Source organism: Variovorax sp. OK212, from assembly GCF_900112425.1.
Classification (GTDB): Bacteria; Pseudomonadota; Gammaproteobacteria; order Burkholderiales; family Burkholderiaceae_C; genus Variovorax.
This window is the reverse complement of record NZ_FOLP01000004.1, coordinates 120,735-133,799: the sequence shown is the minus strand read 5'-3', so window position 1 is coordinate 133,799 and position 13,065 is coordinate 120,735. Positions and strand designations below refer to the sequence as shown.

The following is a 13,065-nucleotide window of genomic DNA, read 5'->3' as shown; positions in this document are numbered from 1 at the left end:
CGGCAATGCATGCTAGATTTGACGTACGTTAAATTCATCGTACTTCAATGAAAATCAACCCAGGCGGCGCGCTGGCGCTCGAAGACATCGTGGGCCGGGACACCTTGGTGGCCGAGGTCATGGACATCCTCGAAACCCAAAGCCTGCAACTCGTCGCCGAACGGCGCATGGGCAAGACCCACGTGCTCAGCAAGCTCGAAGCGCAGCAACGCGACGGTTGGGTGATGGTCAAGCGCGACCTGGAAGGCGTACGCAGCGCCAACGAGTTCGTCCAGTACGTGATGGCCGATTTGCACCCGCTGCTCAGCAAGGTCAAGAAGTTCAGGGAATGGCTTGCGGGCATCGGTTCGGAAGCCGCGGGGCTGAAGATCGGTCCGGTCACGCTCCCGAACTTTGCCGCCAAGACGTGGAAGCAGGGTCTGGTCGATACCCTGGCCCACCTGGGCGAATCGGCGCAGACGCAGTGCGTGGTTTTCCTGTGGGACGAACTGCCCATGATGCTGCAGAACCTCGCGAAGACCGCACCGCAGGACGCGATGGAACTGCTGGACGTGCTGCGCAGCATCCGCCAGGAAAACGCCAAGGTCCGGATGGTGTTCACCGGCTCGATCGGCCTGCACCACGTCGTGCGGCACTTGAAGCAGCAAGGCTATGTCAACGCACCGGTCAACGACATGGCCACGATGGAGGTGCCGCCCCTGGCGCATGCCGATGCGGTGTCCCTCGCGCTGCAGCTGTTCCAGGACAACCGCATTGCCATGGCCGAAGACGCCGTGGCCGGCGTGGTGGCTGCAGAGGTCGACAACATCCCGTTCTACATCCACCATGTGCTCAGCAAGCTCAAGGCCAGGCACGCGGGGTCGGCCTACCGCGTGACGGCCGATGACGTGCGCAAGGAAGTGGCCGATGCCATCCGGTCCGCGCTCGACCCCTGGCATCTGAAGCACTACGAGGAACGAACGCGCGAGTACTACACCCACGATCGCACGGCATGCCACGCGTTGCTGGACGCGGTGGCGTCGACGGCAGGTTCGATGTCCATGCAGTCCGCCATCAACCGTGCCAAGAGCGTTGTTCCGGCGCTGGACCGTGAAAGCTGGCTCGAGCTTACGCACCTGCTCGAGCGCGACTATTACTTCGTGCGCCACCCGGACAGCGGGGAGCTTCACTACAAGTTCAGCATCGTGGCGCGTTGGTGGCGCTGGCACCGCGGCGTGCCCGTGACGGAAGGCGGTGTCGCATGACGAAGAAGAATGCGCCTTCCGTCGTGCCCACGCCAATGACGCAGATGGCGCAGAAGGCGCTCTATCTCTCGCATTTCACGCCGAGCATGATGCAGCCCGACACGCTGCAGCACATGCTGGTTCAACGCCAGCCATTGATCGACGCGTGCTGCGACGATGTCGTGCACAGCGTGACGACACGCGCCAAGCACCACTACCTCTTCGTCGGCCCGCGCGGCATCGGCAAGACCCACCTGATCTCGCTGCTGCATCACCGGCTTTCGACGTCGAAGGAAATTCAAGAACGAGGCTTGATCGCATGGATGCGCGAAGAAGAATGGGGCGTGACCAGCTTCTTCGAACTGGTATTGCGCATCCTGCGCACGCTGGACCAACAGGCTCCAGCACTGGGCATCGCGGCGCAAACGGCGCCGTTGTATGAGCTGACGCTCAAGCAGGCGGAGTCGCAAGGCACGTCGCTTCTGTTGGAGGTGCTCGGCAACAAGACGCTTGTCGTGCTGATGGAAAACCTGGACGACCTCTTCGATCAGCTTGGCGATGCCGGCCAGCGCCAGTTTCGGGCGTTCATCCAGAACCACCCGCAACTCGTTCTGGTCGCCACGACACCCGCCCTGTTCGCTGGCGTGAGCCTTCAGAAATCGCCGTTCTACGGCTTCTTCGATATCCAGGCATTGAAGGAACTCAGCCTCGAAGACGTCGTCGATCTGCTGAAGAAGATCGCGGTGGAGCGCGGCGACAGTGCCTTGACCGAGTTCATGGAAACACGAAAGGCTCGTGCACGCATTCGCGCGGTGCACCACCTCGCGGAGGGCAACCCGCGCATCTACGTGATCCTTGCGCAATTCCTGAGCCGCGAAGCGCTCGACGAACTGGTGCAGGCAGTGATGCACACGCTGGACGAACTCACGCCCTACTACCAGGCGCGCATGAAGGAGCTTTCGGGGCAACAGCGGAAGATCGTGGAATACCTCGTGAGCTATCGCGGCGCGGCGCCGGTCAAGCAGATTGCAAAGGCCTGCTTCATCACGCCCCAGACCTGCTCGGGACAGCTCAGGCAGCTGCGAGAGAAGCGCTATGTGCACTCGATCGAAGCAGGACGCGAGAGCTTCTACGAGTTGACCGATCCGCTGATGCGGCTTTGCATGGAAGTGAAGCAGCAGCGAGGCGAGCCCGTCGGACTGTTGGTGGAGAGTCTGCGCATCTGGTATGCCGAAGCCGAACTGCGCGAAGGGCTCGACCGTGCCGAAGGCAAACGGGAAGTCGATGAGCACCATGGCTCGGGCGAGCGGATATTCAATGCACTTGCCGAACCGGCAGTGAGCGCCGAATTCGAAAAGATCGTTCTGCGCGTGATGCAAGCGGCGTCCGCGTGGAAAAGAACCGGCGATGAAAAGCACCTCCTCGTACTGCCAAGGGAAGAACGCGCCCTGGCAGTGAATCTCAAGACAGACTGACCTCATGCACTGGAGCCTCTCGATGCAACGCACCACCCTGGCGGCCCTGGCCGCGGCAGCCACCTTGTTCCTCGCCGCCTGCGCGCCCATGGGCGGCGGCAAGCCGGGTACCACGGCCACCACGGCCCAGCAGGAAGCCAACCGCCAGGCCGTGCTCGCCTTCTACGAGAAGGGCCTGAACCAGAAGGACGCCGAGGCGGCGCTGCAATACGTGGGCAACCGCTACGTGCAGCACAACCCCACGGCGGCCGACGGCCCCGAGGGCTTTCGCAAGTTCATCGCCTTCCTGCGCGAGAAGTTTCCGAACTCGCGCAGCGTGATCAAGCGCAGCTTCGTCGACGGCGACTACGTGATCCTGCATGTGAACGCGGTGCGCGAGCCGGGCACGCGCGGCAGCGCCATCGTCGACATCTTCAAGCTGGAGAACGGGAAGATCGTCGAGCACTGGGACGTGGTGCAGCCCGTGCCCGAGACCGCCGTGAACACCAACGGCATGTTCTGACACCCCTTCGCCTTCATTGAAATCACGCCAGCCCATGCCAGCCCGATGACCACGCCTACCGACCCGAACAAGCGCTTTCGCTCCGCCACCATCCGCGAGGGCACGATCCGCGCGACCACGCGCAGCTTCCTGCACGCGCTGGGCCAGGACGACGAGGACATCGCGCGCCCGCACATCGGCGTGTTCCACACGGGCGGCGAGATGAGCCCGTGCAACCTCAACCTGCGCGAGCAGGCGCAGCACGCCAAGACCGGCATCTACGCCGGCGGCGGCACGCCGCACGAATGCCCGGTGGTGTCGATCAGCGACGGCCTGACGATGGCGCACTCGGGCATGCGCTTCTCGCTGATCTCGCGCGAGCTGATCGCCGACAGCGTGGAGGCCTCCACGCGCGGCCACCAGTGGGACGGCATCTTCGCCATCGGCGCCTGCGACAAGAACCTGCCGGGGCTGATGATGGGCATGGTGCGCTGCAACGTGCCCAGCGTGTTCGTGCACGGCGGCTCGGCGCTGCCGGGGCAGATGCCCGGCCCCGACGGGCGCGACCTCAACGTGGTCGACACCTACGAGACCATCGGCAAGGTGCTGGCCGGCACGGCCACGCCCGACGAGCTCGACGCCATGAGCCGCGCCTGCCTGCCCACGGCCGGCGCCTGCGCCGGGCAGTTCACGGCCAACACCATGGGCATGGTGTCGGAGGCATTGGGCCTGGCGCCCATCGGCTCCAGCATGGTGCCCGCCGTGTTCAGCGAGCGCGCACCGCTGATGCGCCGCGCCGCCAAGACGCTCATGAAGGCGGTGATGGGCGACAGCCCGCTGCCGCGCGACATCGTCACGCGCAAGGCACTCGAAAACGCCTGCGCCGTGGTGTCGGCCACGGGCGGCTCGACCAACGCCGCGCTGCACCTGCCGGCCATCGCGCACGAGGCGGGCATCAAGTTCCACCTCGACGACGTGGCCGAAGTGTTCGCGCGCACGCCGCTCATCGCCGACCTGCGCCCGGGCGGCCAGTACCTGGCGCGCGACGTGTTCTACATCGGCGGCGCGGGCGTCATCCTGCGCACGCTGCTGGAGCAGGGCTTCCTGCACGGCGACGCGCTCACCTTCACCGGCCGCAGCATGGCCGAGGAACTGGCCGGCGCGCTGGCGCCCGACGGCCGCGTGGTGCGCGAGGCCGGCAACCCGATCACGCGCGACGGCGGGCTGGCGGTGCTCAAGGGCAACCTGTGCCCCGACGGCGCGCTGCTCAAGACCGCGGGCCTCAAGGGGCTGGTGTTCCGCGGGCCGGCGCGCGTCTTCAACTCCGAGGAAGAGGCGCAGGCGGCAGTGCAGAACCGCCGCTATGAGCCGGGCGACGTGATTGTGATCCGCAACGAAGGCCCCAGGGGCAGCCCCGGCATGCGCGAGATGCTGGGCATCACCGCGCTGCTCTACGGCCAGGGCATGGGCGACAAGGTGGCGCTGCTGACCGACGGGCGTTTCTCGGGCGCCACGCGCGGCCTGTGCATTGGTTATGCGGGGCCTGAAGCCGCGGACGGCGGCCCCATTGCGGCGCTGCGCGACGGCGACGTGATCGCCATCGACGCGCGGGCCGAAGCGCGCAACATTTCGGTGGAACTGACGGCGGAAGAAATCGCGTCGCGCCTTGCCGGACGTGAGGTAAACGCGGGGGCGCCAAAAGGCGGTTTGTTGGAAAAATACGCGCTCACCGTGCGCCCTGCCCACCAGGGCGCCGTGACCCACTCGGGCGCGGTCACCTGGCTGCGCGACGAGTCTTGACCCTCCACAACAACCGTCCGGAGAGAGACACCATGAGCTTCACGCGCCGCCAGATCCTGCAGACCACCAGTGCCTCGGCCTTGATGGCCAGCCTGGGCCAGAACGTCTTCGCGCAAGCGATGAACATCGAGACCGCCACCATCGTTACCGGCTTCGCGGCCGGCGGCACGTCGGACACGACCTGCCGGCGCCTGGCGCTGAAGCTCAGCCCCGAGTACGCCAAGACCGCCGTGGTCGAGAACCGCACCGGCGCGGGCGGCCAGATCGCCGTGAGCTACGTGAAGGCCCGCCCGGCCGACGGCAGCACCATCCTGCAGACGCCGACCTCGATCCTCACGATCTACCCGCACATCTACAAGAAACTGCCGTACGACCCGATGGTCGACATCACGCCCGTGAGCCTGGCCTGCATCTTCGACTTCGGCTTTGCCGTGGGCCCGGCCGTGCCGGCCAGCGTGAAGACGGTGCCCGAGTTCCTGGCCTGGGCCAAGGCCAACCCCGAGGGCGCCAACTTCGGCTCGCCGGCCGCGGGCTCCACGCCGCACTTCATCGGCGCGCTGCTGGGCAAGAAGGGCGGCGTCGAGCTCAAGCACGCGGCCTACCGCGGCACGCAGCCGGCCATGCTCGACTTGCTGGGCAGCAACATCTCGGCGGTGTCGGGGCCCATCGGCGACATCACGCAGCACCTGCAGTCGGGCAAGGTGCGCATCCTGGGCGTGTCGGGTGCCAAGCGCAGCCGCTTCGCGCCCGACGTGCCCACCTTCGGCGAACAAGGCCTGAAGGACATGGCGCACAGCGAGTGGTTCGCCTTCTTCCTGCCGGCCAAGGCCTCGCCGGAGCTGGTGACCAGGCTGAACACGGCCATGAAGAACGCCCTGGCGCAAAAGGACGTGATCGACGGCCTCGGCACCTTCGGCCTGGAGGCGATGTCTTCCACACCGGCCGAGCTGACCGACCTGTTGAAGAAAGACACCGCCAAGTGGGCGCCGATCGTGAAAGAGGTCGGCTTCACCGCGGAAGGCTAAACCCATGAAGGAACTGCAATGAACACACTCGCCACCCCCGCGCCGTCGTCCACGTCGGCGCTGGTCCATCCCTCGATCCATCCCGACGAGCGCGCCGCGCGCGAGGAGCTCGCGGCCTGCTACCGCGTGTTCGCGATGCTGGGCTGGGTCGAGATGATCTACAACCACATCACGGTGCGGCTGCCCGACAGCGTGACCGGTGGCGAGAAGCAGTTCCTCATCAACCCCTTCGGGCTTCACTACAGCGAGGTCACGGCCAGCAACCTGGTGAAGATCGACCTGCAAGGCAAGGTGCTCGACGGCTCGACGCACAAGGTGAACCCGGCCGGCTTCGTGGTGCATGCGGCCATCCACGACGGCCTGCCGGGCGCGCACTGCGTGATGCACACCCACACCACCGCCGGCGTGGCCGTGGCCTGCCTGCAGGGCGGCCTGCAGCAGACCAACTTCTACACCGCGCAGCTGCACGGCATGGTGGCGTACCACGACTTCGAGGGCATCACCATCCATGCTGACGAAGGCCCGCGCCTGCTCAAGAGCATCGGCGAGCGCAACGCGGTGATCCTGCGCAACCACGGCCTGCTGGCCTGGGGCCAGACGCTGCCGCAGACCTTCGCGATCCTGTGGACGCTGCAGCGCGCCTGCGAGATCCAGATGGCCACCTTCTCGATGGGCCAGGCCATTCCGGTGAGCGAGGAAATCGCCCGGCGCTGCACGCGCGACGCGCTGCAGTTCAGCCCCGAGCACGGCGCCGGGCAGGATGTGTTCAATGCGCTGGTGCGGCAAGTGGACCGCATCGACCCTTCGTACCGCAACTGAACCTGAAGCGACAGACCCCATGAAGATTTGCATCTACGGCGCCGGCGCCATCGGCGGCTGGATCGGCGTCAGCCTGGCGCAAGCCGGCGAACGCCTCAACGTGGTGGCGCGCGGCGCCACGCTCGACGCGCTGCAGCGCGACGGCCTCAGCCTGATGCGTGGCGACGTTCGCACGCGCGTGCCCGTCAACGCGGTGGCCGACCCCACTGAGCTCGGCGTGCAGGACCTGGTGATCATCGCCGTGAAGGCGCCCGCGCTGGCCGGCGTGGCCGAGCGCATCGGCCCGCTGATCGGCGCCGACACCCTCGTGCTGGTGGCCATGAACGGCGTGCCATGGTGGTTCCTCGAAGGCGGCTTCGGCGGCGAGATCACGGGCCACCGGCTCGCGGCCGTCGACCCCGAAGGCGCCATTGCGCGCGCCATTCCGTCGCGCAACGTGATCGGCTGCGTGGTGCATTGCAGCTGCTCGCTCGACGCGCCGGGCGTGGTGCGGCACCACTTCGGCAACGGGCTGATCGTGGGCGAGCCGTCGGGCGAAGCCACGCCGCGCGTGCAGAAACTGGTCGAGCTGCTCAGGAGCACCGGCATCGACACCACGCTGTCGCCGCAGATCCAGAAGGACGTGTGGTTCAAGCTGTGGGGCAACATGACGGTGAACCCCATCAGCGCGCTCACCGGCGCCACCACCGACCTGATCATGGGCGACGACTACGTGCGCGGCTTCATCTCGGCCGTGATGCTGGAGGCCAAGGAAATCGGCCGGCGCATCGGCATCGAGATCACGCAGAGCCCGGAAGACCGCCACGCGGTCACGCTGAAGCTGGGCGCGTTCAAGACCTCGATGCTGCAGGACGTGGAGGCCGGCCGCTCGGTGGAGCTCGACGCGCTGGTGACGGTGGTGCGCGAACTCGGCGAACTGACGGGCGTGGCCACGCCGTTCACCGATGCGCTGCTGGGGCTGGCGCGGCTGCGCACGCGCCAGCTCGGGCTGTACTGAAGCCCGGACGGATCGCTCAGGCGCTGGGTGCGGCAGGCCTCATCCAGTCGGCCGCGAAGGTCTGCAGCGCCGTCGCCACCCATGCCTCCTCGTCTTTCGACAGGGTCTGGAACGGCACGCCAATGCGGTCCTTCGCATGGTCGTCGCCGAGTTCGGCGCGGATGCGCTTGTGGGTGCCTTCCACGTTGCTCAGCGTGCGCGTCACCACCACCTGCGCACTTTGTCGTTGCAGCGTGAAGCGGAAGTAGAAGCTGCCGACCTCGACCAGCACGCGCTGGATGTCGATGTGCAGCCGGTCTTCCAGCACCGTGAAGTACATGAAGTCTTCCGGGTCCTCGGGCGTGCCGAAGCAGTCGAGGGACGTGCCGGCGGCGCTGCCGTGGCGCGCCAGGATACGGGCCAGGTTCGCGGGGTCCCTGATGTCCATGGTTGAAGCAGTTCCAGACGGATTGGCGCTCGACAGGCGTGGGGCAGCTCGCACAGGCCCGCAGCCCTTGAAAGGGCCGCGGTGGCGCGCAGTCACCAGAACTTTTCAGGCGTGGCGGCCAGCGCGGCGGTGCAGGCGGCCACGGCCTTGGCGCGCTCCTCGCGCAAGCGCTGCCAGTTGTCGGCCTGCCACTGGGCCCACGCGACGGGCTCCGACTGGTAGAAGCATTCGGCCGGCGGGCGCATGAAGCCCGCGCGGCCGAGCTGGGCACCGAACTTCAGGCGGAACAGCTCGTCGGACCCCAGCAGGTTCTCGTAGACCAGGTGCCACGGACCCGGCAGCAGCGGCGTGTCGGCCTGCGCCTGGACCTTGGCCGCCTCCGCGATCTCCTCGGGTGTGGAGCCGTCCGTGAGAGCCAGGGCGTGCGCGGCTTCGGCGCGCTTGCGGTAGATGCCGGTGGCGACCTTGCCGAGCGCGTCGGTCAGGTCGCTGATGGCCGGGTTGACGCCCAGCGGGTCTTGCTCGAGCGCCGCGAGCGTGGTGCCGCCGAGGTCGTCCTTCGAGAAGCCCTGCGCGGCCATGCCACCCGCCAGCACGGCGAACGCCACGTTCAAGGCAACCTGTCCCGCGGCGTGGCCGACGGTGTCCTCGCGGCGCACCACGCGAAGCTTCTCGATGCCCGGCTTGTAGACGCCGAGCTTGAAAAGCACACGGGTCTGCGGCAAGGCGGGTGCGGGTGCGGGTGCGGGTGCGGGTGCGGGTGCGGGTGCGGGTGCGGGTGCGGGTGCGGCTACAGGTTCGGCGGGCGTCTGCGCGGCGGGAGCCTCCGTGGCGAGCGTGGCCGGCGCCGCCGCATCCGGCTCGGCGTGGGCCACGAAGCTCAGCGCGGCCAGCGCGATGCCGCAGGCGTGCATGGCGGCACGTTGTTTTTTCTTCGAGATCATGTGAACGGAATTCCTCCGGCGCGGATTGTCTCCGCACCGCACCGCACCGCACCGCACCGCACCGCACCGGGCGGGGCCGCCTGCTCACCCGCGCCGCAAGCGCGCGTCAGGCCAGCGCGCGCCGGATCGCCCCCACGGCCCGCAGCGTGCGTGCCGTGGCGATCGCATCGATCGGCTGGTTCTGCGACGACAGCTTGGCAATGACCAGTTCGTTGCGCGGGTCGACGAACAGGTGCTGCCCGTGGATGCCCATGGCGAACAGCATGCCCGGCGCGTCGTCGACCACGTACCAGCCGTTGCGGTAGCGCATGCGCATGCCCGCGAAGCCGGCGGCGAACTCGCCCTGGCGCCAGGCCTCGGCATCGCCGCCGTGCCACGTGTCGTCGATCCAGTCCGCGGGCACCACGGCGCGGCCGTCGGCGCCGCGCCCGCCCTGCGCCACCATCCAGCCCACGCGCGCGAGGTCGCGCGCGGTGGCGCACAGGCCGCCGGTGCAGCGGGCGGCGCCCTTCGGGTCGACGGTGATGCAGGCGGCGTCTTCGGCGCCCAGCGGGGCCCACAGGCGCTCGCTGGCCAGCGTGGCGAACGGCTGGCCCGCGGCGCGCTCCATGACGAGGCCGAGCAGGTCGGTGTTGGCCGAGGTGTACTTGAACGGCCCGCCGTGCGGCGCGTGCATGGCCGTGGTGGTCTCGAAGAAGGTGCGCAGGTCCGACTGCGAGCCGCCGGGCGGCGCCGGGTCCCAGCCGGTGGACAGGCGGTAGGCCTCGAGCGCCTGCGCGTCCATGACCACGCCGGTGCGCATGTCGAGCAGCTGCTGCACGGTGGCGCCTTCGAAGGCGGTGCGCGCGAGCTCCGGCACGATGTCGGACACCGGCGCCGCCACGTCGAGCAGGCCCGCGCCATGCAGCGTGCCGGCCACCAGCCCCACGACGGACTTGGTCGCCGACATGAGGATGTGCGGCGTGTGCGCCGTCATGCCGCTGTCGTAGAACTCGTGCACGACGCGGCCCTTGTGCATGACGACGAAGCCGTCGGTGCGGGTGAGCTGGTGGAACTCGGCCAGATCAAGCGCGGCGGGCTCGGCGGGCTCGGTGGGGAATGGCGTGGCGCGGGCCGGGTCGTTGGCGATGTCGGCCACGGGCACGATCTCGCGCACATGCTGGAAGGCCCAGGTGCTGTGCGGCCGGCTGCGCCAGTTGCCGTGGTTCGCGGCGGGAAGTTCTGCGTCGGTAGATTGGTCCATGCCCCTAGTCTAGGGAGCGCGGGCTTCGCGATCCATGCGCGGGGCGCCCGGATTCTTCGTCGATCGTTCGCGCGGCGGCAGCGTGACCCACCACGCGGACGCCACGATCAGCAAGCCGCCCGCCCAGCCCCACGGCCCGACGCGCTCGCCGAAGCCGTACACCGCGATCAGCGCGCCGAACACCGGCTCGCTGCCCATCAGCAGCGACACCCGGCTCGGGCTGGTGCGCGAGGCGGCATGGTTCTGCGCGAAGAAGGCGAACACGGTGCACAGCAGCACCAGGTAGGCCATGCCCCACCAGAACGAGGCGGTGGCCGGCGGCAGGTGCCATGCGCCCTGCGCGGGCGAAGCCACCAGCGAGACCAGCGCCGCGCCCAGCGCCATCACGCCCGCCTGCACGGCCGTGAGCGTCAGCGCCGGCAGCGTGTGCCGGCCGGCCAGCCGGCGCGTGAGGCAGACCATGACGGCGCGCAGGAACGCCGCGATCACCATCAACCCGTCGCCCCAGCCCACCGACATCTCGGCTGGCGAGGTCGCTGAAAGCATCGCCGCGCCCAGCGCCGACAGGCCCGCCGCCCAGAACATGCGCCGCGCCGGGCGCTGCCGCAGCAGCCACCATTCGACGAAGGGCGTGAACGCGACGCACAGGCTGATGAGGAAGGCGGCGTTGCTGGCGCTGGTGAGCGACACGCCGAAGGTCTCGCACACGAAGATGGCCAGCAGGTTGGCGCCCAGCAGGCCGCCCACCGCCAGGCCCTGGCGCCGCCCGGCGTTGCGCGCGCCGAACAGCGGCCCGAGCGCCGGCAGCAGCACCACGAAGGTCAGCCCGAAGCGCAGCGCGATGAACTCCAGCACCGGCAGCTGCTGCGTCGCCTGCTTGGCCACGGCATAGCTGCCGCCCCACACAGCCGCCACCAGCAGCAGCATGAGTTCGGCCCCGCCGATGCCGGCCCATTTTCTTGACGCCATACTGTCGCCCGCTTCCCAACAACGAAGAACCCATGAAGAAGGCCGGATTGTTCGGGGCATCACCCGGGCCGAACAGCCGTCGGCCGGAACAGGACTATTGCGCCGTGGGAACGAATTCATTTCTCAAAGTGCTGCCGGAGATGGTGACCTTCGTGCGGGTCGCCGAACTGGGCAGCTTCTCGGCCGCGGCCGACCTGCTGGGCATGACGCCGTCGGCCGCGAGCCGGCAGGTGAAGCGGCTCGAAAAGGAAATCGGCGTGCAGCTGCTGCAACGCACCACGCGCCAGCTGCGCCTGACAGAGGCCGGCACCGAGGCCTTTGCGCGCTGCCGCGAACTGGTGCTGGCGGCGCAGGGCGCGATGGACGTCGGCCCGCAGTTCGCCAGCCGGCCCGGCGGGCTGGTGCGCATCAGCGCGCCGAAAGCCTTCGCGCGGCGCGTGCTGCACCCGCACATCCTGGTGTTCCTGCAGCGCTACCCGGAGGTGGACGTGCAGCTCATCGTGAGCGACCGCGACGTCGACCCGATCCGCGAGGGCGTCGACCTGGTGGTGCGGCTGACCACCGAGCCGCCCGAAGGGCTGGTGGCGCGCCCGCTGATGGCGGTGGAGCACATCCTGTGCGCGACGCCGCGCTACCTGGCACGGCACGCGGCCATCGCGCACCCGGACGACCTGCTGGCGCACAGCTGCCTGTCGCTCGGCGAGCACGAGCGCGACAACCACTGGCGGTTTCGCAAGGACGGGGAGCCTGACGCCGAGGTCATCGTGCGCGGGCGCTACATCTCCAACCACAGCGAGGTGCGGCTCGAAGCCGCGCTGGCCGACCTGGGCGTGGCCTGCGTGCCGGCGTTCATGGCGCGCGAGGCGCTCGATGCGGGCGAGGTGGTGCGCGTGCTGGCCGGCTGGGCGTTCCAGGGCAACTACCACGGGCATGCGTACATCCTGTACCCGCCGAACCGCTTCACCGCGCCCAAGTGCCGGGTGCTGGTCGACCACCTGCGCGAGGCGCTGGCGGGCGGCTGAAGCCGTTCAGCCGCGCAGGGCTTCGGCGCGCAGCAGCAGGTCGTTGGCTTCCTGCGCGTTGCGCTTGTCGAGCCGCGCGGCCCACGCCCTGAAGTGATCGAGCTCGCCCAGTGCGACGTCGAGCGCCAGCACATTGCGCCACTGCATCTTGCCGCCCAGGCACCAGCTGTCGTCGCCGGCCACCGCGTCCCTGGCGGCCGCCATGCCCGCGAAGCGCTCGAAGAAGGGCACGGCCATGCCGCGGACCGCGGTGGCCATCTCGGACACCAGGGTGGCGTCGGGCGGCGTGCCGATGTGGACGCTCCAGCTGCCGCGGCCCGGCCCGGGCATCGGCAGGTTCTTCATGGACGCGCGGTTCAGCGAGTACTGCACGATGTGCGGGCCGGCCTGCAACCCGAGCTGCTTCGCCACGGCCTTCGCGGCGCCGTAGCTGCAGCCGAAGTGAAAGGCGACGTCGACAAAGGGCGAGTGGCGCATCGCGCCGCCCAGGGTGACGAGGTTCTCGCCCGCTTCGGTGGCCGCGCGCAGTTCGAGCGCGGACTTGTAGAAGCGGTAGCCGGGCCCGAGGGCCTCGGCGAGTTCGGCGCCCAGCGCCTGCAGGTATTTCTTCGCGTCGCCCGACATGCTGCGCGTGGCCCCT

At 68.6% G+C, this 13,065-nt stretch carries 13 protein-coding genes; 8 read left to right on the top strand and 5 right to left on the bottom strand.

Features of this window, described 5'->3' with window-relative positions; translation table 11 throughout:
* Window positions 1-47 precede the first annotated feature (47 nt).
* From BM004_RS14355 to BM004_RS14325, 7 genes are read left to right on the top strand one after another with little or no spacing between them, the layout of a single operon-like run.
* Window positions 48-1,244 (top strand): ATP-binding protein, encoded by a 1,197-nt coding sequence (locus tag BM004_RS14355; protein ID WP_093214298.1) that lies wholly within the window; start codon window positions 48-50, stop codon window positions 1,242-1,244.
* Entirely contained in the window at window positions 1,241-2,698 is a 1,458-nt protein-coding gene (locus tag BM004_RS14350; protein ID WP_143072434.1) for a hypothetical protein, read from the top strand. Before BM004_RS14355 ends, BM004_RS14350 begins: the two co-directional genes overlap by 4 nt.
* Window positions 2,699-2,720: 22 nt before the next feature.
* A complete protein-coding gene (locus BM004_RS14345; protein WP_093214293.1) occupies window positions 2,721-3,200 on the top strand; it encodes a nuclear transport factor 2 family protein in 480 nt (159 codons plus the stop codon).
* Window positions 3,201-3,245: 45 nt separating this feature from the next.
* On the top strand, window positions 3,246-4,979 hold the full coding sequence (ilvD, locus tag BM004_RS14340; protein WP_093214290.1) for a dihydroxy-acid dehydratase: 1,734 nt from the start codon (window positions 3,246-3,248) through the stop codon (window positions 4,977-4,979).
* Window positions 4,980-5,011: 32 nt separating this feature from the next.
* Window positions 5,012-6,004, top strand: a complete 993-nt coding sequence (locus BM004_RS14335; RefSeq protein ID WP_093214287.1) for a Bug family tripartite tricarboxylate transporter substrate binding protein — start codon at window positions 5,012-5,014, stop codon at window positions 6,002-6,004.
* Window positions 6,005-6,022: 18 nt separating this feature from the next.
* The gene (locus BM004_RS14330) at window positions 6,023-6,823 is read left to right on the top strand and encodes a class II aldolase/adducin family protein (RefSeq protein WP_093214285.1); all 801 of its coding nucleotides are present in this window, start codon (window positions 6,023-6,025) and stop codon (window positions 6,821-6,823) included.
* 19 nt (window positions 6,824-6,842) lie between these two features.
* Window positions 6,843-7,820 (top strand): 2-dehydropantoate 2-reductase, encoded by a 978-nt coding sequence (locus tag BM004_RS14325; RefSeq protein ID WP_093127909.1) that lies wholly within the window; start codon window positions 6,843-6,845, stop codon window positions 7,818-7,820.
* A 16-nt stretch (window positions 7,821-7,836) separates the two neighbouring features.
* On the opposite strand, the gene BM004_RS14320 is transcribed toward BM004_RS14325, so the two are convergent.
* The 4 genes from BM004_RS14320 to BM004_RS14305 all read right to left on the bottom strand — a co-directional run bounded on the left by BM004_RS14320 (window position 7,837) and on the right by BM004_RS14305 (window position 11,403).
* Window positions 7,837-8,247: a hypothetical protein gene (locus BM004_RS14320; protein ID WP_093214282.1), complete on the bottom strand. Its 411-nt coding sequence runs from the start codon at window positions 8,245-8,247 to the stop codon at window positions 7,837-7,839.
* A 92-nt stretch (window positions 8,248-8,339) separates the two neighbouring features.
* Window positions 8,340-9,191 (bottom strand): hypothetical protein, encoded by an 852-nt coding sequence (locus BM004_RS14315; RefSeq protein ID WP_256219902.1) that lies wholly within the window; start codon window positions 9,189-9,191, stop codon window positions 8,340-8,342.
* A gap of 106 nt (window positions 9,192-9,297) precedes the next feature.
* Window positions 9,298-10,434 carry a serine hydrolase domain-containing protein gene (locus BM004_RS14310; RefSeq protein ID WP_093214280.1) on the bottom strand — a complete coding sequence of 379 codons (1,137 nt, stop codon included), beginning with the start codon at window positions 10,432-10,434 and terminating at the stop codon, window positions 9,298-9,300.
* Window positions 10,435-10,443: 9 nt separating this feature from the next.
* Window positions 10,444-11,403: a DMT family transporter gene (locus tag BM004_RS14305; RefSeq protein ID WP_093214277.1), complete on the bottom strand. Its 960-nt coding sequence runs from the start codon at window positions 11,401-11,403 to the stop codon at window positions 10,444-10,446.
* A 104-nt stretch (window positions 11,404-11,507) separates the two neighbouring features.
* Here BM004_RS14305 and BM004_RS14300 point away from each other — a divergent pair, with 104 nt between their 5' ends.
* Complete coding sequence (locus BM004_RS14300) at window positions 11,508-12,425, top strand: LysR family transcriptional regulator (protein WP_093127920.1); 918 nt, start codon at window positions 11,508-11,510, stop codon at window positions 12,423-12,425.
* 6 nt (window positions 12,426-12,431) lie between these two features.
* Here the strand turns inward: BM004_RS14300 and BM004_RS14295 are convergent, their stop codons facing one another.
* On the bottom strand, window positions 12,432-13,049 hold the full coding sequence (locus tag BM004_RS14295) for a hypothetical protein (RefSeq protein WP_093214275.1): 618 nt from the start codon (window positions 13,047-13,049) through the stop codon (window positions 12,432-12,434).
* Window positions 13,050-13,065: the final 16 nt, after the last annotated feature.